General features: G+C 72.9%; 25 protein-coding genes and 1 riboswitch. Of the genes, 18 read left to right on the top strand and 7 right to left on the bottom strand.

Annotated elements, in window-relative coordinates; translation table 11 throughout:
* Positions 1-311 precede the first annotated feature (311 nt).
* The 6 genes from Q0195_RS15040 to mnhG are packed head-to-tail and all read left to right on the top strand — an operon-like array spanning position 312 to position 6,951.
* Positions 312-3,314, top strand: coding sequence for a Na+/H+ antiporter subunit A (locus Q0195_RS15040; protein ID WP_299279990.1), 3,003 nt, complete (start codon positions 312-314; stop codon positions 3,312-3,314).
* Positions 3,311-3,832: a Na(+)/H(+) antiporter subunit C gene (locus Q0195_RS15045; RefSeq protein ID WP_299279991.1), complete on the top strand. Its 522-nt coding sequence runs from the start codon at positions 3,311-3,313 to the stop codon at positions 3,830-3,832. Before Q0195_RS15040 ends, Q0195_RS15045 begins: the two co-directional genes overlap by 4 nt.
* Positions 3,829-5,421: a Na+/H+ antiporter subunit D gene (locus Q0195_RS15050; protein ID WP_299279993.1), complete on the top strand. Its 1,593-nt coding sequence runs from the start codon at positions 3,829-3,831 to the stop codon at positions 5,419-5,421. Before Q0195_RS15045 ends, Q0195_RS15050 begins: the two co-directional genes overlap by 4 nt.
* Positions 5,418-6,068, top strand: a complete 651-nt coding sequence (locus tag Q0195_RS15055; RefSeq protein WP_299279995.1) for a Na+/H+ antiporter subunit E — start codon at positions 5,418-5,420, stop codon at positions 6,066-6,068. The genes Q0195_RS15050 and Q0195_RS15055 overlap by 4 nt, the downstream gene beginning before the upstream one ends.
* Complete coding sequence (locus tag Q0195_RS15060) at positions 6,065-6,499, top strand: monovalent cation/H+ antiporter complex subunit F (protein WP_299279997.1); 435 nt, start codon at positions 6,065-6,067, stop codon at positions 6,497-6,499. The genes Q0195_RS15055 and Q0195_RS15060 overlap by 4 nt, the downstream gene beginning before the upstream one ends.
* Entirely contained in the window at positions 6,499-6,951 is a 453-nt protein-coding gene (gene mnhG, locus Q0195_RS15065; protein ID WP_299279999.1) for a monovalent cation/H(+) antiporter subunit G, read from the top strand. The genes Q0195_RS15060 and mnhG overlap by 1 nt, the downstream gene beginning before the upstream one ends.
* A gap of 89 nt (positions 6,952-7,040) precedes the next feature.
* Here mnhG and Q0195_RS15070 read toward each other — a convergent pair whose 3' ends face one another.
* Positions 7,041-7,298: a DUF4235 domain-containing protein gene (locus Q0195_RS15070; protein ID WP_299280001.1), complete on the bottom strand. Its 258-nt coding sequence runs from the start codon at positions 7,296-7,298 to the stop codon at positions 7,041-7,043.
* A gap of 121 nt (positions 7,299-7,419) precedes the next feature.
* A riboswitch (TPP riboswitch) is annotated at positions 7,420-7,525 on the top strand.
* Positions 7,526-7,568: 43 nt separating this feature from the next.
* Here Q0195_RS15070 and Q0195_RS15075 point away from each other — a divergent pair.
* The 10 genes from Q0195_RS15075 (at position 7,569) to Q0195_RS15120 (ending at position 19,081) form a co-directional block, all read left to right on the top strand.
* Positions 7,569-8,612, top strand: a complete 1,044-nt coding sequence (locus Q0195_RS15075) for a thiamine ABC transporter substrate-binding protein (protein WP_299280003.1) — start codon at positions 7,569-7,571, stop codon at positions 8,610-8,612.
* Positions 8,613-8,680: 68 nt separating this feature from the next.
* A complete protein-coding gene (locus Q0195_RS15080) occupies positions 8,681-10,336 on the top strand; it encodes an iron ABC transporter permease (RefSeq protein WP_299280036.1) in 1,656 nt (551 codons plus the stop codon).
* Positions 10,330-11,358 carry an ABC transporter ATP-binding protein gene (locus Q0195_RS15085; RefSeq protein ID WP_299280004.1) on the top strand — a complete coding sequence of 343 codons (1,029 nt, stop codon included), beginning with the start codon at positions 10,330-10,332 and terminating at the stop codon, positions 11,356-11,358. The genes Q0195_RS15080 and Q0195_RS15085 overlap by 7 nt, the downstream gene beginning before the upstream one ends.
* A gap of 4 nt (positions 11,359-11,362) precedes the next feature.
* Positions 11,363-11,905, top strand: coding sequence for a hypothetical protein (locus tag Q0195_RS15090; RefSeq protein ID WP_299280006.1), 543 nt, complete (start codon positions 11,363-11,365; stop codon positions 11,903-11,905).
* A 167-nt stretch (positions 11,906-12,072) separates the two neighbouring features.
* Positions 12,073-13,587 carry an NCS1 family nucleobase:cation symporter-1 gene (locus Q0195_RS15095; protein ID WP_299280008.1) on the top strand — a complete coding sequence of 505 codons (1,515 nt, stop codon included), beginning with the start codon at positions 12,073-12,075 and terminating at the stop codon, positions 13,585-13,587.
* Between the two features lie 51 nt (positions 13,588-13,638).
* Positions 13,639-14,856: a cytochrome P450 gene (locus Q0195_RS15100; protein WP_299280010.1), complete on the top strand. Its 1,218-nt coding sequence runs from the start codon at positions 13,639-13,641 to the stop codon at positions 14,854-14,856.
* Between the two features lie 86 nt (positions 14,857-14,942).
* Positions 14,943-15,677, top strand: coding sequence for a beta-phosphoglucomutase family hydrolase (locus Q0195_RS15105; RefSeq protein ID WP_299280012.1), 735 nt, complete (start codon positions 14,943-14,945; stop codon positions 15,675-15,677).
* Positions 15,674-18,055 (top strand): glycosyl hydrolase family 65 protein, encoded by a 2,382-nt coding sequence (locus tag Q0195_RS15110; protein ID WP_299280015.1) that lies wholly within the window; start codon positions 15,674-15,676, stop codon positions 18,053-18,055. Before Q0195_RS15105 ends, Q0195_RS15110 begins: the two co-directional genes overlap by 4 nt.
* Before the next feature lie 32 nt (positions 18,056-18,087).
* Positions 18,088-18,522: an aminoacyl-tRNA deacylase gene (locus Q0195_RS15115; protein ID WP_299280038.1), complete on the top strand. Its 435-nt coding sequence runs from the start codon at positions 18,088-18,090 to the stop codon at positions 18,520-18,522.
* A 106-nt stretch (positions 18,523-18,628) separates the two neighbouring features.
* The gene (locus tag Q0195_RS15120; protein ID WP_299280017.1) at positions 18,629-19,081 is read left to right on the top strand and encodes a pyridoxamine 5'-phosphate oxidase family protein; all 453 of its coding nucleotides are present in this window, start codon (positions 18,629-18,631) and stop codon (positions 19,079-19,081) included.
* On the opposite strand, the gene Q0195_RS15125 is transcribed toward Q0195_RS15120, so the two are convergent.
* From Q0195_RS15125 to Q0195_RS15135, 3 genes are read right to left on the bottom strand one after another with little or no spacing between them, the layout of a single operon-like run.
* Complete coding sequence (locus Q0195_RS15125) at positions 19,041-19,832, bottom strand: ABC transporter ATP-binding protein (RefSeq protein WP_299280019.1); 792 nt, start codon at positions 19,830-19,832, stop codon at positions 19,041-19,043. The two genes, Q0195_RS15120 and Q0195_RS15125, sit on opposite strands and share 41 nt — an antisense overlap.
* Position 19,833: 1 nt before the next feature.
* Entirely contained in the window at positions 19,834-20,748 is a 915-nt protein-coding gene (locus tag Q0195_RS15130) for an ABC transporter permease (RefSeq protein WP_299280021.1), read from the bottom strand.
* A gap of 14 nt (positions 20,749-20,762) precedes the next feature.
* Positions 20,763-21,791: an ABC transporter substrate-binding protein gene (locus Q0195_RS15135; RefSeq protein ID WP_299280022.1), complete on the bottom strand. Its 1,029-nt coding sequence runs from the start codon at positions 21,789-21,791 to the stop codon at positions 20,763-20,765.
* A gap of 159 nt (positions 21,792-21,950) precedes the next feature.
* Between Q0195_RS15135 and Q0195_RS15140 the strand changes: the two genes are divergently transcribed.
* Positions 21,951-22,961: an aldo/keto reductase family protein gene (locus tag Q0195_RS15140; protein WP_299280024.1), complete on the top strand. Its 1,011-nt coding sequence runs from the start codon at positions 21,951-21,953 to the stop codon at positions 22,959-22,961.
* Here Q0195_RS15140 and Q0195_RS15145 read toward each other — a convergent pair.
* Together Q0195_RS15145 and Q0195_RS15150 are read right to left on the bottom strand one after the other, a co-directional pair.
* On the bottom strand, positions 22,958-23,476 hold the full coding sequence (locus tag Q0195_RS15145; protein ID WP_299280026.1) for a hypothetical protein: 519 nt from the start codon (positions 23,474-23,476) through the stop codon (positions 22,958-22,960). The genes Q0195_RS15140 and Q0195_RS15145 overlap by 4 nt on opposite strands.
* Positions 23,477-23,642: 166 nt before the next feature.
* A complete protein-coding gene (locus tag Q0195_RS15150) occupies positions 23,643-24,650 on the bottom strand; it encodes an ABC transporter substrate-binding protein (protein WP_299280028.1) in 1,008 nt (335 codons plus the stop codon).
* A 234-nt stretch (positions 24,651-24,884) separates the two neighbouring features.
* Here Q0195_RS15150 and Q0195_RS15155 point away from each other — a divergent pair, with 234 nt between their 5' ends.
* Positions 24,885-25,403: a DinB family protein gene (locus Q0195_RS15155; RefSeq protein ID WP_299280030.1), complete on the top strand. Its 519-nt coding sequence runs from the start codon at positions 24,885-24,887 to the stop codon at positions 25,401-25,403.
* A 1-nt stretch (position 25,404) separates the two neighbouring features.
* Here Q0195_RS15155 and Q0195_RS15160 read toward each other — a convergent pair.
* The coding region (locus Q0195_RS15160) for a UbiA family prenyltransferase (protein ID WP_299280032.1) at positions 25,405-26,115 on the bottom strand (711 nt) is incomplete at its 5' end.

Genomic DNA, 26,115 nt, shown 5'->3' on the forward strand with positions numbered 1-26,115 from the left:
GGCGCCGGACCAGAGTGCGCCCGATCGATTCGGAGCGCTCGTCGAAACTTGCGCAACCTTGTCCTGCACGCGAAGCGAAAAGGCGGGTCAGGGCAACGCTCGCGCAGGGTCCGTCGAACGCGTCGGAACCGCGTCACAGCCGTTGCATCATGCCTGTGGGAAGTCCCACTGGGCGGGCTGGGCGCACTCGCCGATTGGTAGAGTGCGCCTTGTCCCCGAGGCGGATCGCCTACAGCGTCCGAGGGGCGGTCCAGCGTGGGTGTCTGCCGGCCTGGGCGTGTCTTGACCGTCGACAACCTTGGGAGCCGCCGGTGCTGCAGCTGCTGGTCCTCCACCTCGTGGTGGCAGTGATCGCGCCCGCATGCATGAAGCTGTGGGGCCGCCGGTTCTTCCTCGCCCTCGCCCTCGCCCCCGCGGCAGCCGCCGTCTGGGCCGGTGTCCAGACCCCGGCCGTGCTCCGCGGTGACCATCCCGGGGTCGACGTCTCCTGGGTGCCGCTGCTCGACCTGCACCTCAGCTTCCGCCTCGACACCCTCGCCTGGCTCATGGTGCTCCTCGTCGGGGGGATCGGGGCGCTGGTCCTGGTGTACTGCGCCGCGTACTTCTCGGCCTCGGCCAAGGGGCTCGGGCGTTTCGCCGGCGTCTTCGTCGCCTTCGCCGGCTCCATGCTCGGGCTGGTGACGACGGACAACACGCTCCTGCTGTACGTGTTCTGGGAGCTGACGACGATCACGTCGTTCCTGCTCATCGGCCACTACTACGACCGGCAGAACTCGCGGCGGGCGGCGATCCAGGCGCTCGTCCTCACGACCTTCGGCGGGCTGGCGATGCTTGCCGGCTTCATCGCCCTCGGTGAGACGGAGGGCGGCAGCTACTCCCTCGGCGAGCTCGTCGCGAACCCGCCCACCGGCGGCCTCGTGCCGGTTGCGGTCGCCCTCGTCCTGCTCGGTGCGGTGACGAAGTCGGCGCTGCTGCCGTTCCACTTCTGGCTGCCCGCGGCGATGGCCGCCCCCACGCCGGTCAGCGCGTACCTGCACGCCGCCGCGATGGTCAAGGCGGGTGTCTACCTCGTCGCGCGTCTCGCGCCCGGCTTCGCCGACGTGCCGGTGTGGCAGTGGACGGTGGTCGCGCTCGGCGGCGGCACGCTGATCCTCGGCGGCTACCGGTCGCTGCGCCAGCACGACCTCAAGCTGCTCCTCGCCTTCGGAACGGTCAGCCAGCTCGGCTTCATCATCCTGCTCGTGGGCTTCGGCACCCGGGCGGCGGCCCTCGCCGGCCTCGCCCTGCTCGGCGCCCACGCCCTGTTCAAGGCCTGCCTCTTCCTCGTCGTCGGCACCATCGACTGGTCGGTGGGGACCCGTGACCTGCGCGAGCTCACCGAGCTCGGGCGCCGGATGCCGCTCACCGCGCTCACCGCGGGGATCGGCACCGCCTCGATGGTCGGGCTGCCCGTCATGGCCGGCTACGTCGCCAAGGAGGCCGCGCTCGAGGCGATGCTCCACGCCGAGGGCGGCCGGGGTACCGCGAGCCTGGTCCTGGTCGTGGCCGGCTCGGTGCTCACCTTCGCCTACGGCATGCGGTTCATGTGGGGGGCGTTCTCCACCAAGCCGGGCGTCGAGCCGCCCGCCGCGCAGCGCACCTCCAAGCTCATCGTCACCCCGGCCGCGGTCCTCGCCCTGGCGAGCGTGGTCGTCGGGGTCCTGCCGGCGGCGTCCGAGCGGCTGCTCGCCCCGCACGCGGACACCTACCCGGGCGAGCCCGGGCACCTCACGCTGTGGGGCGGCTTCGGGCCCGCGCTCTACCTCACCCTGCTCGTCATCGCCGTGGGCACCCTGCTCTTCCTGGCCCGGGAGCCGGTCGAGCGGGTGCAGGGCACGCTGTGGGACTTCGAGGGTGCCGCCGGCGCCTACCGCCGGGTCATCCGCGGCACCGAGCGCCTCGCCGCGGACGTCACCGCCTTCACCCAGCGCGGCTCGCTGCCCGCCTACCTGTCCACCATCCTCGTCGCCACGGTCGCCCTCGGCGGTGGCACCGCGCTCGCGCTCACCACCCTCCCGGACGACGTGCGGATGTGGGACAGCCGGGTCCAGGCAGCCGTCGTCGCCGTCATCGCCGTCGCCGCCTTCCTCACCGCCCGTGCCCGCCGCCGGCTCAAGGCCGTGCTGCTGCTCGGCGTCACCGGCTACGGGGTGGCGCTGCTCTACGAGCTCCACGGCGCGCCCGACCTCGCCCTGACGCAGGTGCTCGTCGAGACGATCACGCTCGTCGTGTTCATCCTCGTCCTGCGCCGGCTGCCCCCCTACTTCTCCAACCGCCCGCTCGTGGCCTCCCGCTGGTGGCGCGCCGCGCTCGGCGCCGTCGTCGGGCTCATGGCCGGCGGGCTGGCGATGGTCGCGGCCGGCGCCCGCATCCACGTGCCGGTCTCCGTCGACTTCCCCGAGGAGGCGTACGAGTACGGCTACGGCCGCAACATCGTCAACGTCACCCTCGTGGACATCCGTGCCTGGGACACCATGGGGGAGATCTCCGTGCTCGTCGCGGCCGCCACCGGTGTCGCCTCGCTCATCTTCCTCCGGGCCCGCGCCCGGAAGATCGACCGCGCCACCGAGCTCGGCCCCGGGCAGCAGCCCAAGGTGTGGGGCACCCCCGTACCCGAGCGGGCGGCCAGCCTCTACCGCCGCCTCAGCGAGCAGCGCGAGGTCCACCCCGGCAGCGGCCGCGGGCGCCAGTGGCTCTCCGCCGTGCGCACCGTCGCACCGCAGCGCCGCTCGGTGATCTTCGAGGTGGGCACCCGCCTCATCTTCCACACCATGGTGCTGTTCTCCCTCTACCTGCTCTTCGCGGGGCACAACGCGCCCGGCGGCGGCTTCGCCGGCGGGCTGGTCGCAGGGATCGCGCTCACCGTCCGCTACCTCGCCGGGGGCCGCTACGAGCTGGGGGAGGCCGCGCCCGTACAGGCCGGCTGGCTGCTCGGCTCGGGCCTCTTCCTCTCCGCCGGCGCCGGGGCGATCCCCCTGTTCTTCGGCGGGGACGTCCTCCAGTCGGTGCTCGTCGAGGCGGACCTCGGGATCATGGGCGACCTCAAGCTCGTCACGACGATCTTCTTCGACATCGGCGTCTACCTCGTCGTCGTCGGCCTCGTCCTGGACATCCTGCGGACCCTCGGCGCCGAGATCGACCGCCAGGGGGAGCGGGAGGGCGACGCCGCACCCGACGTGCCCTTCGACTCACCCGAGGTCACCTCCGACGACGCCGCCCCGGAGGCCGTGCCCGTCGGCTGGCCCGGCGGCCCGAGCGAGGGAGGTGCCCGGTGATCGACACCTCCCCGAGCCTCGCGCTCGTCATGCTCGTCGTCGTCCTCGTCGGCGCCGGGGTCTACCTGCTCCTGGAGCGCAGCCTCACCCGGGTGATCGTCGGGATCTCGATGATCTCCAACGGTGTCAACGTCATGTTCCTCATCGCGAGCGGACGGGCCGGCGGGCCGCCGATCGTCGGCACCACCGCACCGGAGAACATGAGCGACCCGCTGCCGCAGGCGATGGTGCTCACCGCCATCGTCATCACCCTCGGGCTCACCGCCTTCCTGCTCTCGCTGGCCTACCGCGCGTGGCAGCTCAACGGGCACGACGAGGTGCAGGACGACCTCGAGGACCGCCGGATCGCCCGGCTCGCCGAGACCAACGTCGTCCCGCCCCGCAGCACCGACGACGCCGGAACGACCCTTGCCGAGGAGGCGGCCCTGGCCCGCGACGAGACCTCCGTCCTTCCCGACCGCGACCGCCGCGGCCGTCGCGGCCCCGGCATCGGCCTGGACGACGAGGAGCTGCGATGAACGTCCTCGTCCCCCTGCCGGTGCTCATCCCGCTCATCGGGGCCGGGCTCGCCCTCACCTTCGTCCGCTTCCCGCACGTCCAGCGGATCGTCACCCTCACCGCCCTCACCAGCGTCCTCGGGGTCGCGATCGCGCTGCTCGTCCTCGTCAACGACGGCCCGATGTCGGTGGACATCGGCGGCTGGGCGGCCCCGGTGGGCATCGCACTCGTCGCCGACCGGCTCTCCGCGCTGCTGCTCGTCGTGTCGGTCGCCGTCACCCTGGGCGTGCTGCTCTACTCCCTCGCCCAGGGCAACGCCGACGGCGACGAGGGGGCCCCGGTGGCGATCTACCACCCGACCTACCTCATCCTCTCCGCCGGCGTGTCCAACGCCTTCCTCACCGGCGACCTGTTCAACCTCTACGTCGGCTTCGAGATCCTCCTCGTCTCCAGCTTCGTCCTCATCACCCTGGGCGGCTCCCGCGAGCGGGTGCGGGCGGGGACGGTCTACATCGTCGTCTCCATCCTCTCCTCGATCCTCTTCCTCGCGGCGATCGCACTGGTCTACGCCGCGACCGGGACGGTCAACCTGGCCCAGCTCTCGCAGCGGCTCGGGGAGATCGACCCGGGCACCCAGCTGGTCCTCCAGCTCATGCTCCTCATCGCCTTCGGGATCAAGGCCGCGGTGTTCCCGCTGCACGCCTGGCTGCCCGACTCCTACCCCACCGCACCCGCCCCGGTCACCGCGGTGTTCGCCGGCCTGCTGACGAAGGTCGGCGTCTACGCGATCATCCGCACCCAGACCCTGCTCTTCCCCGACGGCAGGGCCGACGACCTCCTCATGGTGGTCGCGCTCGTCACCATGGTCATCGCGATCCTCGGCGCCGTCGCGCAGCAGGACGTCAAGCGGCTGCTGTCCTTCACGCTCGTCAGCCACATCGGCTACATGGTGTGGGGCGTGGCGATGTCCTCCCAGCTGGGGCTGTCCGCCGCGATCTTCTACGTCGTCCACCACATCACCGTGCAGACGGCGCTCTTCCTCGTCGCCGGGCTCATCGAGCGTCGCGGGGGGACGACGTCGCTGGCCAAGCTCGGCTCGCTGGCCCGGATGGCGCCGTTGCTCGCCATCCTCTACTTCGTCCCGGCGATGAACCTCGCCGGCATCCCGCCGATGTCCGGGTTCCTCGGCAAGGTCGGCCTCATCGAGGCCGGTGCCGGCCGGGGCAGCGCCCTGGACTGGACGCTCATCGGGGCCTCCCTCATCACCTCGCTGCTCACCCTCTACGCCGTGAGCAAGGCGTGGAACCAGGCCTTCTGGCAGGAGGCCCCGGACCCGCTGCCGGACACCTCCATCCCGCGGTCGATGATGGGGCCGACCGCCGCGCTCGTCGCGCTCTCGCTGGCCTTCACCGTGGTCGCCGGCCCGCTGTTCGACTACACCGACCGCGCCGCCCGGGACCTGCGCGCACAGACGCCCTACGTCTCCACCGTCCTGCCCGACGGGGAGCGCGGCTCGGGCCGCTCCCCGGAGGTCACCGAGGAGGCTGCCCGCGACGGCGGGACCGGCCAGGTCGCCGAGGACGAGGAGACCCAGGAGGAGGTGCCATGAGCCCCCAGCTCGCCGACCACCCCGTGATGCGCCGGCGGCGCTTTCGGCCGCGCGCCAACTGGGGGGTGCTGCTCTGGCTCACCGTGGTGTGGATCTTCCTCTGGGGTGAGCTGACGTTCGCCAACGTCGTCATCGGCGCCTTCCTCGCCCTGCTCGTCACCACCGTCCTGCCGCTCCCGCCCACCCCGTTCGACGGCCGCTTCCGCCCGTGGGGCGTCGTCCTGCTCGTCGCACACTTCCTCTGGGACGTGGTCAAGGCCTCGATCGAGGTCGCCCGGCTCGCCCTGCGCAAGGAGCCGCCGCGCGGTGGCGTCATCCGGGTGCGGCTGCGCAGCCACAACGACGTCTACCTCACCATGGTCGCCGGGATGACCACCCTCATCCCCGGCTCCGTGGTCATCGAGGCGCACCGCATCACCGGCACGCTCTACCACCACTTCATCGACGTCGAGCACGGCGGCCTGGAGCGCGCCCACCAGTCGGTGCTGGACCAGGAGGAGCGCATCCTGCGGGCCTTCGGCAGCCGCGAGGAGCTCATCGCCGCCGGTCTCGTGCCGGGCAGCTCGGCCCGGGCGGGCAAGCTGAGCGGGGCCGCGTCCGACCGCGTCCAGGCCGACATGGACGCCCGGCGGGAGGCGGAGTCATGACGGTCGTCTACATCGTCTGCCTGCTCGTCCTCCTCGCCGCGGCGGTCGCGGCCCTCACCCGCGTCGAGCGCGGCCCGAGCATGTTCGACCGCATCCTCGGCCTCGACGTCACCACCGCGGTGCTCATCGGTGTCGTCACCCTCATCGCCGCCGCCACCCGCCGCACCGACCTCGTGCCGGTGCTCGTCGTCCTCGCGCTCGTCGGCTTCATCGGCTCCACGGCGATCGCGCGGTTCGCGGTCGCCGAGACCGGCGAGGAGGGTCGCATCCTCACCCGGGAGGAGCTCGAGCACATCATGGCCGACCGCGCCGCGGAGGCCGACGTCTCCGCCGACGACGACGAGGGTGGCACCGTCATCGTGTCCGTCGACGTCGACCTCGAGGACCTCGAGGGCGTCGAGGACCTCGAGCAGAGCGGGGAGGAACGCTGATGCTCGACACCGTGCTCGACGTCGTCTCCGCCGTCCTGTTCCTCGGCGGGGCGCTCCTGGCGTTCATCGCGGGGCTGGGCATCCTGCGCTTCCCCGACCTGCTGGCACGCATGCACGCGGCGACCAAGCCCCAGGTGCTCGGGCTCATGCTGCTCATGCTCGGGCTGGCGATCCAGCTGCGCAGCGTCAGGGTCGGGCTGACCCTGCTCCTCGTCGTCGCCTTCCAGCTGGTCACCGGCCCGATCTCGGCGCACATGCTCAGCCGGGCGGGCTACCGCACCGGCAAGATCGACCGCTCGCTGCTGCTCGTCGACGAGCTCACCGAGGACCTCGACCGTGCCGCGAAGCTCGACGAGCTCGACCGGCTGGAGCTGGAACGGGCACGTGCCAAGGCGCTGGGCGACCAGGAGCGTGACGCCCGGGGCGCCGCAGCGGACGACGCCGAGGGCTGACGTCCCCGGCCCGACGCCCGGACGACGCACACGACGAGCGACCGACACCGGCGCGACGGCCGGGTGGGCCGGCGCCGCCGGCCGGGCGGCTAGGCCTTCTTCTCGATCGGGCCGCCGTACCACTTGGCCGCGCCCACCTGGGCGAGCTGGCGGCTGATGCCCACGACGGCGCCGCTCACGGCGGCGAAGACGATGATCTCGGTGAGGCTGATCGTCGGGTCGTCCGGGTCGTCGCTCGGCGGCTCGTGCCCGGTGACGAGCTTCCACCCGACGTCGAGGATCTTGTTGGCGAGCAGGCCGGCGACGACGGCCGAGCCGGCACTGACGATCTTCCACCCGATGTCCATGTCACTCCGTCCTGTGGGCTGGCTGGCTCCAACCTAGCGCCGGCGCTGTGGCGGTGCACACCGCCACCCCGGGGCCGCGGACGCGGGTTCGGGCACCCCGGCGGGACCGGGGTAGGATCGAGCCGAACGACAGGGGAGCACCGGATGGTGCTGAGAGTGCGGCAGGACCGCAGACCCTCGAACCTGCTCCGGTTAGCACCGGCGAAGGAAGTCGGGACTTCTCTCCGGGCCGTCAGCGCCCCGGACCCCTCCTTGTGTCCGAGGAGGATCATGACGACGAACCGGTACCTGGCCACCGCGGCGGCGCTCGCCACCACCCTCGCCCTCGGCGCCTGCTCGGCGACCGGCGGCGACCCCACCGCCCCGGAGGGGGACGGCCGGACGCTGCGGGTGGTCACCCACGACTCGTTCCACCTCGACGAAGAGCTCCTCGCCGACTTCGAGGAGCGCACCGGGTACACCATCGAGCACGTCACCCCGGGCGACGCCGGTGCCCTGGTCAACCAGCTCGTCCTCACCCGGGACAACCCCCTGGGCGACGTCGTGTACGGCATCGACAACTCCTTCGCCGCCCGTGCGGTCGAGGAGGGGGTGCTCGAGCCCTACCGTTCCCCGGCCGCGGTGGAGACCGCCTTCGACGACGCGCTCACCGCCGTCGACTTCGGTGACGTGTGCATCAACATCGACCACCAGTGGTTCGCGGAGCAGGGTGTGCCCGAGCCGCAGACCCTGGAGGACCTCACCGACCCCACCTACCGCGACCTCCTCGTCGTCACCAACCCGGCGACGTCGTCCCCCGGCCTGTCCTTCCTCCTGGCGACGATCGGCGCCTTCGGTGAGGACGGCTGGCAGGACTACTGGCGTGACCTCGTCGCCAACGGGGTGCGGGTGGTCGAAGGCTGGTCGGACGCCTACTACGTCGACTTCTCCGGCTCCGAGGGGGCCGGGCCGCGGCCGCTGGCGCTGTCCTACTCCTCCTCCCCGGCCGCCGAGGTCCCCGAGGACGGCTCCGCCCCGCGTACCGGTGCGCTGCTGGACACCTGCTTCCGGCAGACCGAGTACGCCGGTGTGCTGGCCGGCGCCGAGAACGTCGACGGCGCCCGCGAGTTCATCGACTTCCTCCTCTCCCCGCAGGTGCAGGCCGACATCCCGGGCAGCATGTACATGTACCCGGTCCTGGAGGGGATCGAGCTGCCGCAGGAGTGGGCCGAGCACGCCCCGGTCGCCGAGCAGCCGCACGACGTCGACCCGGCGGCGATCAGCGAGAACCGCGACCGGTGGATCGAGACGTGGACCGAGATCGTCATCGGCTGACCGCAGCCACCCGCTCCGGGAGGAGGGGGTGGGCCGGCTCGGGCCGCACCCCCTCCCCCGGGGCGCTCCTGGCATGGGGGCTGGCGGCGGCGGTGCCGCTCGCCTTCCTCTCCGTCTTCTTCCTGTGGCCCGTGGCCACCATGGTCGGGCGGGGTTTCCTGCCCGACGGCGTCCCCGACCTCGGCGGGGTCGCCGAGGTGTTCTCCCGGCCGCGGACCTGGCGCGTCATCGGCATCACCGTCGGGCAGTCGCTCACCGCCACCCTCGTGGCGCTGCTCCTCGGCATCCCGGGCGCCTACGTGCTCTACCGCTGCCGCTTCCGCGGGCAGCGACTGGTGCGCGGATTCATCACCGTCCCCTTCGTGCTGCCCACCGTCGTCGTCGGCGTCGCCTTCCGGGCGCTGCTCGTCGAGACCGGCCCGCTCGGCTTCCTCGGCATCGACGGCACCTTCGCCGCCGTCGTCGCCGCCCTCGTCTTCTTCAACTACGCCCTCGTCGTGCGTACCGTCGGGGCGCTGTGGGAACGGCTCGACCCGCGCACCGAGGAGGCCGCCCGCAGTCTCGGTGCCTCCCCGTGGCGGGCGTTCCGCACCGTCACCCTGCCCGCGCTCACCCCGGCCGTCGTGTCCGCCGGGGCCGTCGTCTTCCTCTTCTGTGCGACGTCCTTCGGGCTCGTCCTCACCATGGGCGGCCTGCGCTACGGGACCATCGAGACCGAGGTGTGGATCCAGACCACCCAGTTCCTCGACCTGCGCACCGCCGCCGTCCTCTCGGTGCTCCAGCTGGTCGTGGTCGGCCTCGCGCTGCTCCTCGCCGCCCGGGCGCGCAGGCGTTACGACCGCTCCCTCCACCTGCGCACCGACCGCGCCACCAGCCGTCCGCTGCGCCTGCGCCGCCGCGCCGGCCGTGCGGGCAGCGACCTGGTCCCGACGGCGGTGACCGCCGCGGTCGTCCTCGGCCTGCTCGTCCTCCCGCTGGCCTACCTCGTCCTCGGCTCGCTGCGCGCACCCGAGGGCTGGGGTCTGGGCAACTACCGCCGCCTGGGCACGACGGGCGGGGCCAACGCGCTGACCGTCACGGTGTGGGAGGCGGCGGCCAACTCGCTGCGCGCCGCGGTGGACGCCACCGTCATCGCCGTCGTCGTCGGCACGCTCGTCGCCCTGGTCGTGTCCCGCCGCCCGCGGGCCGCGGGCGGCCGGCGGGTGCTCGGTGTGCTCGACGCCGTCTTCATGCTCCCGCTCGGGGTCTCCGCGGTGACCGTCGGTTTCGGGTTCCTCATCACGCTGGACAGCCCGCCGCTCGACCTGCGCGCCTCCCCGGTCATCGTGCCGATCGCCCAGGCGGTGGTCGCGGTGCCGATCGTCGTGCGCACGGTGCTGCCGGTGCTGCGCGCCATCGACCCGCGGCTGCGCGAGGCAGCCGCCGTGCTCGGTGCCTCCCCGGGGCGGGTGCTCGCCACCGTCGACGGCCCCTTCCTCGTGCGCGGGCTGGGCCTGGCGGTCGGGTTCGCCTTCGCGGTCTCGCTCGGTGAGTTCGGCGCCACCGCCTTCCTCGCCCGGCCGGAGACGCCGACGCTGCCGGTGGTGATCTTCCGCCTCATCGGGCGCCCGGGGGCGGAGAACTACGGGATGGCGCTGGCGGCCTCGGTCGTCCTGGCCGTGCTCACCGCCACCGTCATGATGCTCGCCGAACGGCTCCGAGGGGACAGGATGGGGACGTGGTGAACGGGCTGGAGATCCGCGACGTCGTCGTCACCTACCCCGGGGGGCCGACGGCGGTGGACGGCGTCACCCTCGACGTCCCGGCCGGGGAGGTGCTCGCCCTCCTCGGCCCGTCCGGCTGTGGCAAGTCGTCGCTGCTGCGGGCGGTGGCCGGGCTCGAGCCGCTCGCCGCGGGGGAGCTGCGCTGGGACGGGGAGGACATCTCCGGGCTGCCGGTCCACCGGCGCGGGTTCGGGCTCATGTTCCAGGACGGTCAGCTCTTCCCGCACCGCGACGTCGCCGGGAACATCGCCTACGGGCTCACCGCGCTGCCACGCCCCGAGCGGGCGCGCCGGGTCGAGGAGCTCCTCGACCTCGTGGGGCTGCGCGGTTACGGCGGCCGGGCGGTGACCACCCTGTCGGGAGGGGAGCAGCAGCGGGTCGCGCTCGCCCGCGCGCTCGCCCCCCGGCCGCGGCTCCTCCTGCTCGACGAGCCGCTCTCCTCGCTGGACCGCTCGCTGCGCGAGCACCTCGCCGGCGAGCTGCGCGACATCATCCACGCCGCGGGCACCACCGCCGTCTACGTCACGCACGACCAGGACGAGGCGTTCACCGTCGCCTCCCGCATCGCGGTGATGTCCCGCGGCCGGATCCTCCAGGCGGACACCCCCGAACGGCTGTGGCGGTCCCCGGTGAGCGAGCAGGTGGCCCGGTTCCTCGGCTACGGGCCGGTGGTCGACGCCGTCGCCGTCGACGGGCAGCTGCGCACCCCGCTCGGCGCCGTCCCCGCCCCGGTGCCGGTCGGCCCGAGGGAGCGGGTGCGGCTCGCCCTGGGGCCCCGTGCCCTCGTCGTCGACGACGCCGGCGCCCCGCTCCAGGTGAGCGGGTGGCGGGTACGCCGCGGCGAGCGCGAGCTCGACGTCACCCTGCCGGACGGGCAACCCGCAGTGGTCCGGCTCGCCGGCCGCCCGGACGACCCAGCCGTGCCGCAGACGGTGACCGTGGGCGTGGCCCCGGCCCACGTGGCCGTGCTGCCGGGAGGCTGAGGCGATGAACGAGCCGCTCATCCTGTTCTTCCTCCTCGCCCTGCTCATCGTGCCGGCGGTGCTCGTGGCCCGGTCGATGCGCCGCGTGGGGCGGGAGGCCCGCCGGGCCGAGCGGCTCCTGTACTGGGCCGCACCCCGCGGCTGGCAGCTGCGCGGCTCGGCTCCCGAGCTCGTGGGGCGCTGGCAGTGCCCGCCCTTCACCGCACCGGAGCGGTACGTCGACGACGGCCTCGTCGGCGAGTTCCACGGCCGGGAGGCGACCTCGCTGCGGCTGGAGACCCCGCCGCGCGTCTTCCACGTCTTCACCCTCGAGCTGCGCGCCGCGCTGCCGGTCGTCCAGGTGATGACCGACGGCGTGCCGGACCCGGACGTCGGGGAGGCCGGTGCCGCGTGGCTGCGCGAGCGGGCGCCGGAGGGGCTGTCCCTGCGCGTCGAGCGCGGCGTCGTCGTCGGCTGGCTCCCCGGGGAGCCGCTGCTCACCGAGCTCGACCGCTTCCTCGAGGTGCTCCTCGCGGTCGCCGAGCGGGTGGAGGCGCTCGAGCGATGACCGACCGCCCGAGCACGCTGACCTCCCGGGCAGACCCCGCCTCTTATTCCGCATCGAGGACTGGGTATTCCATCTGGCGGTAGTCGCTGCTACTCTCGGCGCCAACCTCACAGTGTGGCCTCGCCACGCGGGCGACGTGGCGTACCACCAGACCGGAAGGACCCGGGATGGATCGCAGCAACGTGCAGGCCCGCGGCACGCGCAACGTCGAGCTCCTCTCCGACGACGCCTACGCCATCCGCCTGCTGGAGCCCGCCCTCTACAACGAGGACCTCGCCCCCGTGCCGGCACAGAAACGCCGGTGGGGAGCGTTCGAGATCTTCAACGTCTGGACCAACGACGTCCAGTCGCTCGCCGGCTACACCCTGGCGGCGAGCCTGTTCATCACCGCCGGCATCAGCGGCTGGTACGTCTTCGCGGCGATCGTGCTGGCCGGCGCGGTCATCATGTTCCTCGTCAACCTCTCCGGCCGCCCCAGCGTGCACTACGGCGTGCCCTACGCCGTCATGGCCCGTACCCAGATGGGCGTCATCGGAGCCCGGTTCCCGGCCATCCTCCGCGGGATCGTCGGGATGTTCTGGTACGGCGCCCAGACCTACTTCGCCTCGACGGCGGTGGCGCTGGCGATCAACGCCGTGGTGACGACGGCGCCGACCGGGACGTTCCTCGGGATGAACCTCGTGGACTGGGTGTCCTACGTCATCGTCGCCGTCGTCCAGGTGGCGTTGTTCGTCCGCGGCATCGACTGGATCGCCAGGTTCCTCAACTTCGCCGGGCCCGCTGTCTACGTGGTCATGGTCCTCCTGCTCATCGCGATCTGGACCCAGGCCGGGGGTGAGTTGCTCAGCGGCGTCGGCACCCTCTTCGAGGGCGGCAAGACCGGGGGCGCGGCCGTGGCCGCCTTCTTCGGCGTGACCGGCACGATGATCGCCTACTTCGCCGCTGTGGTCGTGAACTTCGGCGACTTCGCCCGCTTCACCAAGTCGCTGCGGCACATGCGGCGGGGCAACTTCTACGGCCTGCCGGTGAGCCTGGCGTTCTTCACCTTCCTGTCCCTCTTCATCACCGCCGGCGCCTACATCGTCTACCAGGACGGGCAGGGTGACCCGCTGACCAACCCGGCCGACATCGTCGGGCAGGTCGGCAACCCCGCACTCACCGTCATCGCCGCGATCACCTTCTTCCTCGCCACCGTCGGGATCAACCTCGTCGCCAACTTCATCCCGCCGGCCTACGACCTGGCCAACCTCGTGCCCGCCCGGATCAGCTTCCGCACGGGCGGCTACATCACCGCCGCCATCGGGTTCGTCATCGGGGCGCTGTGGGTGGCCGTCATCGGGGAGATGGGGCTGCCCAAGTTCGTCGACACCCTCGGGGCGATCCTCGCCCCGCTCTACGGCATCCTCGTCACCGACTACTACATCCTGCGCAAGCGCCGGCTCGACCTGCAGCACATGTACTCCACCTCGCCGGACGGCATCTACTGGTTCACCCGCGGCTGGAACACCCGCGCGCTGCAGGCCGGCGGGCTCGCCGCCACCTTCTCCATCGCCGCCGTGTGGGTCCCGGCGCTCGCCGACCTCGGCGGCTACGCCTGGCTCATCGGCGCCGTCCTCGGCGGCCTGTTCCACTGGATCGCCATGCGCAACCACGTCATCGTCACCACCGGCAACGAGCACTGACACCTCCCCGGTGCGGGCGCGTGGGGGGCGCGCCCGCGCCAGGATGGGGCCATGAGCGACCACACGCCGTCCGACGAGCTCACCCTCGAGGCCGACACAGCGGCGCGAGCGCCGGCGGCACCGGTCCGCGCGGACTGGAACCCGCGCGGACCGTCGGTCCGGCGCGACCCGCTCGCCGCCTACGACGGGATGCGCGAGCACTGTCCCGTCGCACTCGGCGCGAGCGGGGCGTGGACCCTCTTCTCCCACGCCGACGTCACCCGCGCCGCCCTCGACGACCGCACCTTCTCCAACGCCGTCTCCCGCTTCCTCCAGGTGCCCAACGGGCTGGACGGCCCCACCCACACCGCCTACCGCGCCGTCATCGAGCGCTACTTCACCCCCGAGCGGGTCGCCGCCGTGGCCCCGGAGGTGGAACGGGTGGCCCGCGACCTCGTGGCCGAGCTCGAGGTCCCCGGCCCGGTCGACGCCGTCGTCCTGGGCTCACGGTTCGCGGTGCGGGCACAGTGCGCCTGGCTGGGCTGGCCCGCCGACCTGGAGGAGGAGCTGCTCCGGTGGATGGTGGACAACCACGCCGCCACCCGGTCCCGCGACCGGGCCCGGACGGCGGAGGTCGCCCACCGCTTCGACGCCATCATCCGGTCGCTGACCGACGCCCGCCGGCGCGCCGGGCCCGACGCGCCCGACGACGTCACAGGCGAGCTCGTCCGCGACCGCGTCGAGGGACGCCCGCTCACCGAGGAGGAGATCGTCTCGATCCTGCGGAACTGGACCGGCGGGGACCTCGGGTCGATGGCGTTGTGCGCGGGCATCGTGCTGACCTACCTCGCCGACCACCCCGACGTGCAGGCGCACGTGCGCGCCGGGCTGTCGGACCGGGAGCTGGACGCGGTGCTCGACGAGATCCTGCGCATCGACGACCCGTTCGTCGTCAACCGGCGCATCACCACCCAGGCCGTCACCGTCGGCGGCCGGGAGATCGCGGCCGGGGAGCGGGTCTTCCTCAACTGGACCTCGGCGAACCGGGACCCGGCGCTCTTCACGGACCCGGACACCTTCGACCCCGAGCGCAACGCCCCCTACAACCTCGTGTGGGGCATCGGGAAGCACGTGTGTCCCGGCCGGCCGCTCGCCACCCTCGAGCTGCGGCTGCTCGTCCGGGCCGTCCTCACCGCCACGACCGCGGTGGAGCCCGACCCCGGCCGGCCGCGGCAGCGCGGCCTGCCGCCCGTCGGCGGCTTCACCGCCGCCCCGCTGCACCTGCGGTGACCGACGGCGACACGACGGCGGCAGGTCGCGGAGCGCGCCCGGACTCTGAGACGCTAGAGGTCGGCACCTGACGGAAGGGAGTGGTCGTGCTCGGACTGCCCGACGGCGTGCGCGTGCTGCTGTTCGACCTCGACGGCGTCCTCACGCAGACGGCGGCGCTGCACACCCGCGCGTGGACGGAGACCTTCGACGACTTCCTGCGGGAGCACTCCCACCACACCGGGGAGCCCTTCGTCCCCTTCGACCCGGTCGCCGACTACGCCACCTACGTCGACGGCAAGCGCCGCATCGACGGGGTGCGCGACTTCCTCGGCAGCCGGGACATCACCCTGCCGCGCGGGAAGCCCACCGACGGCCCCGAGCGGATGACGCTCAACGGCGTCGGGAACCGCAAGAACGAGCGGGTCCTGCAGCTCATGCGGGACGAGGGCGTCGCGGTGTACCCGGGCTCGGCCCGCTACCTGGAGGCGGCCCGCGCCCACGACCTGCCCTGCGCCGTCGTCTCCTCCAGCGCCAACGCCGCGCTCGTCCTGGACGTCACCGGCCTGGAGTCGCAGATCGACGTGCTCGTCGACGGCTCCCTGGCACACGCCCTGGGCCTGCCCGGCAAGCCCGCCCCCGACACCTTCCTCGAGGCGGCCCGCCGCCTGGGGGTCCGCCCCGGCGAGGCCGCGGTCTTCGAGGACGCGCTGGCCGGTGTGGAGGCCGGGCGGGCCGGGAACTTCGGCTACGTCGTCGGCGTCGACCGCATCGGGCAGGCCGAGGCGCTGCGGGCGGCCGGTGCCGACGTCGTCGTCTCGGACCTGGAGGAGCTGCTGTGAGCGAGCCGACGCTGCCCGTCGAGCCGTGGTGCGTCCGCGAGCAGGGCCTGGACCTCGACACCCTGGCCCAGATGGAGTCCCTCTTCGCGCTGTCCAACGGGCACCTCGGGCTGCGCGGCAACCTCGACGAGGGTGAGCCCGTCGCCCAGCAGGGCACCTACCTGTCCGGGTTCTTCGAGCTCCACCCGCTGCCCTACGCCGAGGGCGGCTACGGGTACCCGGAGTCCGGCCAGACCATCGTCAACGTCACCAACGGCAAGCTCATCCGGCTGCTCGTCGACGACGAGCCCTTCGACATGCGTTACGGGCAGGTGGTGTCCCACGAGCGGGTGCTCGACTTCCGTGCGGGCACGCTGCGCCGGGAGACGGAGTGGATCTCCCCGGCCGGGCGTCACGTCATCGTGCGCTCCACCCGGTTGGTCTCCTTCGTCCACCGCGCCATCGCCGCGATCGAGTACGAGGTCGAGCCGGTGGACGGTCCGGCGCGGCTCATCGTCCAGTCCCAGCTCGTCACCAACGAGGAACCGCCGGAGGTCGACAGCGCCGACCCGCGCGTCGCCGCAGCACTGCAGGACCCGCTCGTCGCCGTCGGGCAGGACGTCGAGCAGGACGGCGCCATCCTCATCCACCGCACCCGCGCCAGCGAGCTCACCATGGCCGCCGGGATGGACCACGTCGTGGAGTGCGCCGGACAGTACGAGGTGGAGCACGAGGCCCGGGAGGACTGGGCACGCACCACCGTCGTCACCGTGGTCCAGCCCGGCCAGACGCTCCGGCTGGTCAAGTACATCGGCTACGGCTGGTCCGCCACCCGCAGCCCGCACGCGCTGCGGGACCAGGTCGCCGCGGCGCTGACCAGCGCCCGGTACGCCGGCTGGGACACCCTCGTCCTGCAGCAGCGCGAGTACCTCGACAACTTCTGGGCCACCGCCGACGTCGAGGTCGACGGCGACCCGATCCTCCAGCAGGCGGTGCGCTTCGGGCTCTTCCAGGTGCTCTCCGCCGGCGCCCGGGCCGAGCGGCGCGCCATCGGCGCCAAGGGCCTGACCGGGACGGGGTACAGCGGGCACACCTTCTGGGACATCGAGGGCTTCGTGCTGCCCGTCCTCATCATGACCCACCCGGAGGCGGCCGCCGACTCGCTGCGCTGGCGAGCATCCACGCTCCACCTCGCCAAGGCCCGCGCCGCCGCCCTCGGGCTGCAGGGCGCCGCGTTCCCGTGGCGCACCATCCGCGGCGAGGAGACCTCGGCGTACTGGCCGGCGAGCACGGCGGCCTTCCACATCAACGCCGACATCGCCCGCGCCTTCGAGTACTACCGGCTGAGCACCGGCGACGAGAGCCTGGAGCGGGAGTGCGGGGTGGAGGTGCTCGTCGAGACGGCGCGGCTGTGGGTCTCCCTGGGTCACCACGACCGCGAGGGGGTCTGGCACGTCCAGGGCGTGACCGGGCCGGACGAGTACACCGCCGTCGTGGACTGCAACGTCTTCACCAACCTCATGGCCGCCCGCAACCTGCGGGCCGCCGACGAGGCGTGCGAGCGCCATCCCGACCTCGCCGCGGCCTTCGGGGTGGACGACGAGGAGCGCAGGGCGTGGCGGGCCGCTGCCGACGCCGTCCACATCCCCTACGACGCCGAGCTCGGCGTCCACCCGCAGTGCACCGGCTTCACCCGGTACGGCGAGTGGGACTTCCACGCCAACACCAAGTACCCGCTCATGCTCCACGCCCCGTACTTCCAGCTCTACCGCAAGCAGGTGGTCAAGCAGGCCGACCTCGTGCTCGCGATGCACTGGTGCGGTGAGGCCTTCACCGCGAAGGACAAGGCCTGGAACCTCGACTACTACGAGCGGCGCAACGTACGCGACTCGTCCCTGTCGGCCTGCACCCAGGCGGTCATGTGTGCGGAGGTCGGGCACCTGGAGCTGGCGCACGCCTACCTCCACGAGGCGGCCCTCGTCGACCTGCGCGACCTCCAGGGCAACACCAGCCAGGGGCTGCACATGGCCTCCCTCGCCGGCACGTGGACGGCGCTCGTCGACGGCCTGGGGGGCCTGCGCGAGGGCGGGGAGCGGCTGCGCGTCGCCCCGGCCCTGCCCGAGGGCATCGACCGGCTCGCCTTCCGGGTACTGTGGCGCGGCATGACGCTCAAGGTGGAGGCCGACCACGAGACCGTGACGTGCACGCTGCTCGGCCACGACGGGGAGGAGCTGCCGATCCGCGTGTACGACGAGGACGTCGTCGTCCGGATGGGGGAGCCGGTGACCCGCCCGGTGCGGGTGACCGAGCCGCTCCTGCCGGAGCCGCCCCAGCCACCGGGCCGTGCGCCCCGGCCCGCCGGACGGATGCCCCTCCAGCTCGCCCGGAGCGCCGAGTGAGCGCCCCCGGCGAGGAGGCCGCGCTCGCCGCCATGACCGCGGCGGGACTGGAGCACCTCGTCACCCGGCACGGCCGGGTGCGCAGCCTGGAGGAGGCCGCCGCCGCGCGCGGCGTCGAGCCCGCGGCGATCATCAAGACCCTCGTCGTGCGACGCGCCGAGGACGACTACCTCTTCGTCCTCGTCCCCGGCGACCGGACCATCTCGTGGCCCAAGCTGCGCGCCCTGCTCGGGGTGAGCCGCCTGTCGATGCCCGACGCCGCCACCGCCAAGGACGTCACCGGCTACGAGCGGGGGACGATCACCCCGTTCGGCGCGCTGCGCGCCTGGCCGGTCATCGCCGACGCGACCATGCACGGCACGGTGTCCATCGGCGCCGGCGCGCACGGTGTCGCCGCCACCGTGGACGCCGCGGACCTCGTCGCCGCGCTCGACGCGCAGGTCGCCGACATCACCGACCCCGCGTAGACCGACGGCGCGAGGCCCGGCGACCACCTGCGCCGGATGTGCAGGAACGCGGCCCTCCGACGCCCGACCGGTGGGACGATGGAGTCCCCGTGATGGGAGGCAGGCCATGGCGATCGAGGTGCTCGGGCCCCGGGCGTGCCGGCGGCTGCTCGCCGAGGTGCCCGTGGGCTGGCTCGCCCACTGCGAGGACGGCGTGGTCCACATGAAGCCCGTGAACTTCACCGTCCACGAGGCCGAGGTGGTGGTGCGCAGCGCCTACGGCGAGACGCTCACCGCCGTCGTCCAGGGGCAGCAGCTGACCCTCGGGGCCGGCTCCTTCGACGAGACGACGCGCACCGGCTGGTCCGTCGTCGTCACCGGCCGGGCCCGCCTCCTGGGTGCCGACCTCGTCAACCCCGGTGTGTCGACCGAGGAGGGGTGGGCCGGGTTCACCGACACGGTGGCGATCGCGGTGCCGCTGACCACCGTCACCGGCCGCCGCGTCGGCCCCGACACGATCGGCCGGGGCCCCGGCGGGTCTACTGGAGCAGCGTCCGGTCGTCCAGCTCGGCGCCCTTGACCTGCTCGAAGGCCCGCAGCAGGTCCTGCACCGTCGCCCGCTGCTTGCGCTCCCCGGCGATGTCCACGACGACCTTGCCGTCGTGCATCATGATGAGCCGCGTCCCCACCCGCAGCGCCTGCTCCATGTTGTGCGTGACCATGAGGGTGGTGAGGTGGTGGCGCTCGACGGCCTCGGCGGTGAGCCGGGTGATGAGCTCGGCCCGCTGCGGGTCCAGCGCCGCGGTGTGCTCGTCGAGGAGGAGGATCTTCGGCTCGCTGAACGTCGCCATGAGCAACGACAGCGCCTGCCGCTGGCCGCCGGAGAGCAGGCCGACCTTCATCTTCAGCCGGTCCTCCAGCCCGAGCTCCAGGGAGGCGAGCTCGGTGCGGAAGAACTCCCGCTTGGCCCGGGTGACGCCGAGCCGCAGCCCCCGAGGCTTGCCCCGCTGGTAGGCGATAGCGAGGTTCTCCTCGATCGTCATGTCCGGCGCGGTGCCGGCCAGCGGGTCCTGGAACACCCGCCCGATGTGGGCGGCCCGGCGGAAGTCCGGCAGCCGCGTCACGTCGGCACCGTCCACCGTCACCGTCCCGGCGTCCGGCGGCAGCTTTCCGGCGATGACGTTGAGCATCGTCGACTTCCCGGCCCCGTTGGACCCGATGACCGTGGTGAACTCCCCGGGCGCGAGCCGCAGCGAGATGCCCTGGAGGGCCAGGCGCTCGTTCGGCGTGCCGGCGAAGAACGTCTTGCTCACGTCGGTGAGCTCGAGCATGTCACGCACCTCCCGTCGTCGAGGTCGTGGCGGCGGTCCGCCGCAGCGAGCGCAGGGCGCCCACCCGGCGGAACACGCCCCACTTCGGCAGCACCAGGGCGACGACGACGAGCACGGCGGAGATGAGCTTCATGTCGTTGGCGTCGAGCCAGCTCACCCCCAGGGCGACCTGGATCGCCACCCGGTACAGCACCGAGCCGAGCACGACGGCCAGCGTGGAGATGACGATGAGCCGCGAGCCGAAGACCGCCTGGCCGAGGATGACCGAGGCCAGGCCCGCGATGATGAGCCCGATCCCCATCGAGATGTCGGCGAAACCCTGGTACTGCGCGATGACCGCCCCGCTCAGCCCGACGAGCCCGTTGGACAGCGCCAGCCCGAGAATCTTCGTCCGGTCGGTGTTGACACCGAAGCTGCGGATCATCTCCTCGTTGTTGCCGGTGGCCTGCAGGGCGAGCCCGGTGTCGGTGTGGAGGAACCAGTCCAGGACCAGCTTCACCAGCAGCGCCAGCACGGCGAAGATCGCGATCGCCACCGCGCCGCCGAGCAGCCCGTTCTCCCGCAGCGGGGTGATGAGGGTCTCCTCGCGCAGCAGCGGCACGTTGGCCTTGCCCATGATGCGCAGGTTGATCGAGTAGAGCCCGATCTGGGTGAGGATGCCGGCGAGCAGCGGGTTGATCCCGCCCTTGGTGTGGAGCAGCCCGGTGATGACGCCGGCGACCAGCCCGACGACGCCCGCAGCGAGCGTCGCCAGGGCCGGGTGCGTGCCCTCGACGATCAGGACGGCCGCGGTCGCGGCACCCGCGGTGAAGCTGCCGTCGACCGTGAGGTCCGGGAAGTTGAGGATCCGGAAGGTCAGGTAGACCCCCAGCGCCATCACCGCGTAGATGAGGCCGAGCTCGACTGCTCCGATCATGTGCGGTCCAGGTGCTACTCGATGACGGTGTCGGCGCGCTCGAGCAGGTCGGCGGGGATCTCCACGCCCATCCGCTCGGCGGCCGCCGGGTTGACGATGAGGAGGAACTCGGACTGCTCCTCGATCGGCATCTCGGCCGGGTCCGCGCCCTCCAGGAGGATGCGGACGGCCATCTCACCGGTCTGGTAGCCGAGCTGCTCGTAGTCGATGCCGTAGGTCGCGATGCCGCCGCGCTCCACGCTGTCGCCCTCGCCGACGACGACGGGCAGGGACTTGGACTCGGCGACCTGGAGCAGCGACTCGAGGGCCGAGACGACGGTGTTGTCGGTGGGCACGTAGAAGGCGTCGACGTCGAGGGAGTCGGCGGCCTGCTGCACCTCACCGGAGTTCGTCACGGTGGCGAGCTCGATCTCCACCCCGAGCTCGGCGGCGGCCTCCTCGGCGAGCGCGACCTGGATCTCGGAGTTCACCTCGCCGGAGCTGTAGACGATCCCGATGCTCTCGGCGTCGGGAGCCAGCTCCATGACAAGCTCGAGCTGCTCGGCGACCGGGTTGAGGTCGCTGGTGCCGGTGACGTTGCCACCAGGAGCCTCCCAGCTGTCCACCAGCCCCGCCTCCTGCGGCTCGGTGACCGCGGTGATGAGGATCGGCACGTCGGTGATCGTCTGCGCCACGGCCTGCGCCGTCGGGGTGGCGACGGCGAGGATGAGGTCGTGGTCGGCCGAGGCGAAGCCGTTGGCGATGGAGATCGCCGTCGTCTGGTCGCCCTGGGCGTTCTGCTCGTCGTACTCGACGTCGAGGCCGGCGTCGGCGAGCGCGGCCTTGAAGCCGTCCCGCGCGGCGTCCAGCGAGGGGTGGGAGACGATCTGGGTGATGCCGATGGAGTAGGTCTGGGCCTCCTCGCCCGAGCCGCCCGTCGCGGTCTCGGTCGCGCCGTCGGTCGGGTCGTCCGAGCCGCCGCCGTCGCCGTTCCCGCAGGCGGCGAGGAGGAGGGCGGAGGTGGCCAGGGCAACACCGGCCAGGCGGAGGGATGAGCGCTTCATTGGGGGTCCTTCCTGGGGCACAAGACGCGGAGGTGTCCGAGGGTACTGGACCCGCTCGCCTGTCGAGCGCGACATCTCACGGCTCGGTAGGGCCAGGGCGGTGGCCGCACATGGGCGCACGGGCGGCACGGTCCGGACCGGCCCGGTAGGTTGCCCGTCATGGTGGGCTACCGGTACCTCGGCAACAGCGGGTTCAAGATCTCCGAGATCGTCTACGGCAACTGGCTCACCCACGCCTCCCAGGTGGAGAACGAGGTCGCGGTGCGCTGCGTGCGCGCCGCGTTGGACGCCGGCATCTCGAGCTTCGACACCGCCGACACCTACGCCAACACGCGGGCCGAGGAGGTGCTCGCCGACGCGCTCGCCGGGGTGCCGCGCCACGAGCTGGAGATCTTCACCAAGGTGTACTTCCCGATCGGGCGGATGGGGCCGAACGACACCGGGCTCTCGCGCAAGCACGTCATGGAGGGCATCCACGGCTCGCTGCGCCGCCTGCGCACCGACTACGTCGACCTCTACCAGGCCCACCGGTACGACGTGGAGACGCCGCTGGAGGAGACGATGCAGGCCTTCGCCGACGTCGTCCGGCAGGGCAAGGCGCTGTACATCGGGGTCTCGGAGTGGCCGGCGGACAAGCTCCGCGAGGGCCATGCCCTGGCCCGTGAGCTGGGGTTCCAGCTCGTCTCCAACCAGCCGCGCTACTCGATGATCTGGCGGGTCGTCGAGGCGGAGGTGGTCCCGGCGTCGCGTGAGCTGGGGATCGGCCAGATCGTCTTCTCCCCGGTCGCGCAGGGCATCCTCACCGGCAAGTACCTGCCGGGCGCTCCCGTCCCGGAGGGCTCGCGGGCCGCGGACACCAAGGGCGGGGCCCGGTTCATCGAGCGCGACCTGCACGACGACGTCCTGCTCACCCGGGTCCAGCAGCTGCGACCCGTCGCCGAGGAGCTCGGGCTCACCATGGCGCAGCTCGCCGTGGCCTGGGTGCTGCAGAACGACAACGTCTCCGCCGCGATCATCGGCGCCTCCCGCCCGGAGCAGGTGGCCGAGAACGTCGCGGCCTCCGGGGTGCAGCTGCCCGCCGAGGTCATGTCGCGGATCGACGAGATCCTCGGTGACTCGGTGGTGCGCGACCCGGCGCTGACGAACGTGCCGAAGGGCCGCTACGCCTAGCTCGCCACCCGCTGCGCCAGCCGGTCGAGCAGCGCGCGGCCCCAGGCGCGGGCCCGCTCCTCCTCGCCGGGGGCGAGGGGGCCGTGGACGCCGTGGACCGCGAAGTGCTCCACCGGGGCGACGACCGGGACGCCACGGCGGCGCAGCCGGCGGACGACGGCGCGGGCGGCACTGCCGGGGAGCCGGGACTCCAGGGTGCGGGTGTCGAACACCGCCACCGGCGGGGTCGCCGCCGTCGCGCCGTCCAGCCACTCGCGGATCCCGCGCGGGGAGGCCTCGGGGAGGCCGGCCTGCTCCAGCGCCTCGCGGCGCGAGTCGGACCGGCTGAGCCCGAGCACGTGCGTCGGTGCCCCGATGACGAGCAGGTGGGCGCGCAGCTCGCCGATCGGGGGCGCCTGCTCGATGTCGAGCAGCCCGACCTCCGCGCAGGGGACCAGCCCTTCCGCCACCGCCCGGGCCACCCGGCCCGTGTTCCCGAAGTGCGACTCGTACACGACGAGGACCTTCACCGTCATCACCTCACCCCCATGACACCAGCGGGGGCGGGCGGGAACACGGGCCCGAGGTCCCGGGCCGCGCGGTGGACGTGGCCCGGGCGTGGGCACGCGCGTGGGAACGCCAGGCTGTCGGGCGGAGCCGGGTGAGACCCGCGTGAGGCCCGGGCCACGCCGTGGCCCGGGGCTACTCGATGACGGTGTCGGCGCGCTCGAGGAGCTCGGCGGGGATCTCCACGCCCATCCGCTCGGCGGCCGCCGGGTTGACGATGAGGAGGAGGTCGGCGAACGTCTCGACCGGCATCTCGGCGGGGTCGGCGCCCTCCTGGAGGATGCGCAGGGCCATCTCGCCGGTCTGGTAGCCGAGCTTCTCGTAGTCGACGCCGTAGGTGGCGATCGCCCCCCGCCCGACACTCTCGCCGTCGGCGGTGACGAGCGGGACGGACCGGCTCTCGGCGACCTGGAGCAGCGACTCGAAGGCGGCGACGACGGTGTTGTCGGTGGGCATGAAGTAGGCGTCGACGTCGAGGGACTCGGCGGCCTGCTGCACCTCGCTGGAGTTCGTCACGGTGGCGACCTCGATCTCGAAGCCCAGCTCCGCCGCGGCCTCGCGGGCCATCTCGACCTGGATCTCGGAGTTCACCTCGCCGGAGCTGTAGACGATCCCGACCGTCTCGACGTCGGGGGCGAGCTCGGTGATGAGGCCGAGCTGCTCGTCCACCGGGTTGAGGTCGCTGGTGCCGGTGACGTTGCCGCCCGGCGCCTCCCAGCTGTCCACCAGCCCGGCCTCCTGCGGCTCGGTGACCGCGGTGAACAGGACCGGGATGTCGGTGATCGCCTGGGCGGCGGCCTGTGCCGTGGGCGTGGCGATGGCGAGGACGAGGTCGAGGTCGGCGGAGGCGAAGCCGTTGGCGATGGAGATCGCCGTGGGCTGGTCGCCCTGGGCGTTCTGCTCGTCGAACTCCACGTCGACTCCGGCGTCGGCGAACGCCGCCTTGAACCCCTCGCGGGAGGCGTCGAGCGAGGGGTGGGCGGCGATCTGCATGATCCCGATGGAGTAGGTCTGCTGCTCCTCGCCGCCGGCCCCCGGGCCGTCCGTGCCGTCGGTGTCCGAGCCGCCGTCACCGCAGGCGGACAGGAGGAGGGCGGAGGCGGCGAGGGCGGCGCCGGCGAGTCGGAGGGATGAACGCTTCATCGGGGTCCTTCCAGGGGCCTACGTCGGTCGTGGGCGAGGCTACTGGAACGCCCGGCGTCCCGAGGACGGCATTCCGGCCCTCGGGCCGCGGTCCCGCTGCACCGGGTGCGGTCCGCACGGGCTCGGCACGTCCGCCACCCGGCCCGGGGCGAACGGGCCGATCGCTCGGTGCCGGCGCCGGTGACCCGGTCCCGTGACGGCGGTACCGTGCCGGGAACGGACAGGAGGGTCACCATGCCGATCGAGCCCGACACCAAGGACTGGACGTGGGTGCTGGAGCGTCGCTGCCCGGACTGCGGCACCGAGGCCGCCGCCCACTCCCCGGCGACGGTCCCCGACGTGCTGCGCGACGCCGTCGTGCGCTGGGAGGCGGTGCTGCGCCGCCCGGACGTCGCCCGGCGCCCCGACGACTCGACGTGGTCGCCGCTGGAGTACGCCGCCCACGTGCGGGACGTCTGCGCCGTCTTCCACGCCAGGCTCGGGCTCATGGTCAGCCAGGACCGCCCGACGTTCCCGGACTGGAACCAGGACGCCGCCGCCGTCGAGGGTGCCTACGGCCGGCAGGACCCCGAGGTGGTCGCCGCCGAGCTGGCCGCCGACGCCCGGGCGCTCGCCGACGCCTTCGCCGCCGTGCCCGCGGACGCGTGGGAGCGCAGCGGCGTGCGGGGCGACGGCGCCACCTTCACCGTGCGGACGCTGGCCGGGTACTTCGTCCACGACCTCCTGCACCACCTGCACGACGTCGGCGGCTGAGTCACCCGGCCCGCACGAGCAGGACGACGACGTTGCCGAGTGCGATGACCAGCGCGGCGTAGAACGGCGCCCGTCCGGGCCGGCCGAGACCGACCACGGCGAGCAGGCCGGCCCCCGCCAGCACCGCCCACCCCCAGACCGGTGTCGGACCCGCCGGCCCGAGCACCGCCACCCCGGTCCCGGTGAGGAGGACGGCGACGGCGAGCACCCCCGCCGCCCGTGCCCCGAGCCGGTGGGGGAGCCCGCGGACGCCCGTGGCGGCGTCGTCGGCCAGGTCCGGCAGGACGTTGACGACGTGTGCCCCCGCGCCGAGCAGGGCGCCGACCGCGGCCATCCACCACGGCGGCCAGAGCGGTGGGTCGAGCGCGAGCCGGGGCACCGCGGGCAGCGCCCCGAACGCCACGACGTACGGCAGCCACGACAGGACCGTGGACTTCAGGCCGAGGTTGTAGGCCCAGCCGCTCGCGACGAGCACGAGATGGGTGAGCGCCGCGGCCGCGCCGAGGGTCAGCGAGAGCGCGACGCACGCCACCACCGCCACCCCGAGCGCCGCCGTCGCCCTCCCGGTCGTGAGCGTCCCCGTCGCGAGCGGCTTGTCGCTCCGGCCGACGGCACGGTCCCGGGGGGCGTCGAGGAGGTCGTTGGACCAGCCGATGGACAGCTGGCCCGCCAGCACGGCCCCGCCGACGAGCACCGTGCGCACCCCGTCGAG

Origin of the sequence: uncultured Georgenia sp., assembly GCF_937958535.1 — a bacterium.
Classification (GTDB): domain Bacteria; phylum Actinomycetota; class Actinomycetes; order Actinomycetales; family Actinomycetaceae; genus Oceanitalea.

What these genes read in the sequence shown, in the direction of transcription:
- Q0195_RS15050 (WP_299279993.1), top strand. Translation starts at nt 3,829, where the DNA reads ATGAACGTCCTCGTCCCCCTGCCGGTGCTCATCCCGCTCATCGGGGCC.
- Q0195_RS15055 (WP_299279995.1), top strand. Translation starts at nt 5,418, where the DNA reads ATGAGCCCCCAGCTCGCCGACCACCCCGTGATGCGCCGGCGGCGCTTT.
- Q0195_RS15060 (WP_299279997.1), top strand. Translation starts at nt 6,065, where the DNA reads ATGACGGTCGTCTACATCGTCTGCCTGCTCGTCCTCCTCGCCGCGGCG.
- mnhG (WP_299279999.1), top strand. Translation starts at nt 6,499, where the DNA reads ATGCTCGACACCGTGCTCGACGTCGTCTCCGCCGTCCTGTTCCTCGGC.
- Q0195_RS15070 (WP_299280001.1), bottom strand. Translation starts at nt 7,298, where the DNA reads ATGGACATCGGGTGGAAGATCGTCAGTGCCGGCTCGGCCGTCGTCGCC.
- Q0195_RS15075 (WP_299280003.1), top strand. Translation starts at nt 7,569, where the DNA reads ATGACGACGAACCGGTACCTGGCCACCGCGGCGGCGCTCGCCACCACC.
- Q0195_RS15090 (WP_299280006.1), top strand. Translation starts at nt 11,363, where the DNA reads ATGAACGAGCCGCTCATCCTGTTCTTCCTCCTCGCCCTGCTCATCGTG.
- Q0195_RS15095 (WP_299280008.1), top strand. Translation starts at nt 12,073, where the DNA reads ATGGATCGCAGCAACGTGCAGGCCCGCGGCACGCGCAACGTCGAGCTC.
- Q0195_RS15100 (WP_299280010.1), top strand. Translation starts at nt 13,639, where the DNA reads ATGAGCGACCACACGCCGTCCGACGAGCTCACCCTCGAGGCCGACACA.
- Q0195_RS15115 (WP_299280038.1), top strand. Translation starts at nt 18,088, where the DNA reads ATGACCGCGGCGGGACTGGAGCACCTCGTCACCCGGCACGGCCGGGTG.
- Q0195_RS15120 (WP_299280017.1), top strand. Translation starts at nt 18,629, where the DNA reads ATGGCGATCGAGGTGCTCGGGCCCCGGGCGTGCCGGCGGCTGCTCGCC.
- Q0195_RS15125 (WP_299280019.1), bottom strand. Translation starts at nt 19,832, where the DNA reads ATGCTCGAGCTCACCGACGTGAGCAAGACGTTCTTCGCCGGCACGCCG.
- Q0195_RS15130 (WP_299280021.1), bottom strand. Translation starts at nt 20,748, where the DNA reads ATGATCGGAGCAGTCGAGCTCGGCCTCATCTACGCGGTGATGGCGCTG.
- Q0195_RS15135 (WP_299280022.1), bottom strand. Translation starts at nt 21,791, where the DNA reads ATGAAGCGCTCATCCCTCCGCCTGGCCGGTGTTGCCCTGGCCACCTCC.
- Q0195_RS15140 (WP_299280024.1), top strand. Translation starts at nt 21,951, where the DNA reads ATGGTGGGCTACCGGTACCTCGGCAACAGCGGGTTCAAGATCTCCGAG.
- Q0195_RS15145 (WP_299280026.1), bottom strand. Translation starts at nt 23,476, where the DNA reads ATGACGGTGAAGGTCCTCGTCGTGTACGAGTCGCACTTCGGGAACACG.
- Q0195_RS15150 (WP_299280028.1), bottom strand. Translation starts at nt 24,650, where the DNA reads ATGAAGCGTTCATCCCTCCGACTCGCCGGCGCCGCCCTCGCCGCCTCC.
- Q0195_RS15155 (WP_299280030.1), top strand. Translation starts at nt 24,885, where the DNA reads ATGCCGATCGAGCCCGACACCAAGGACTGGACGTGGGTGCTGGAGCGT.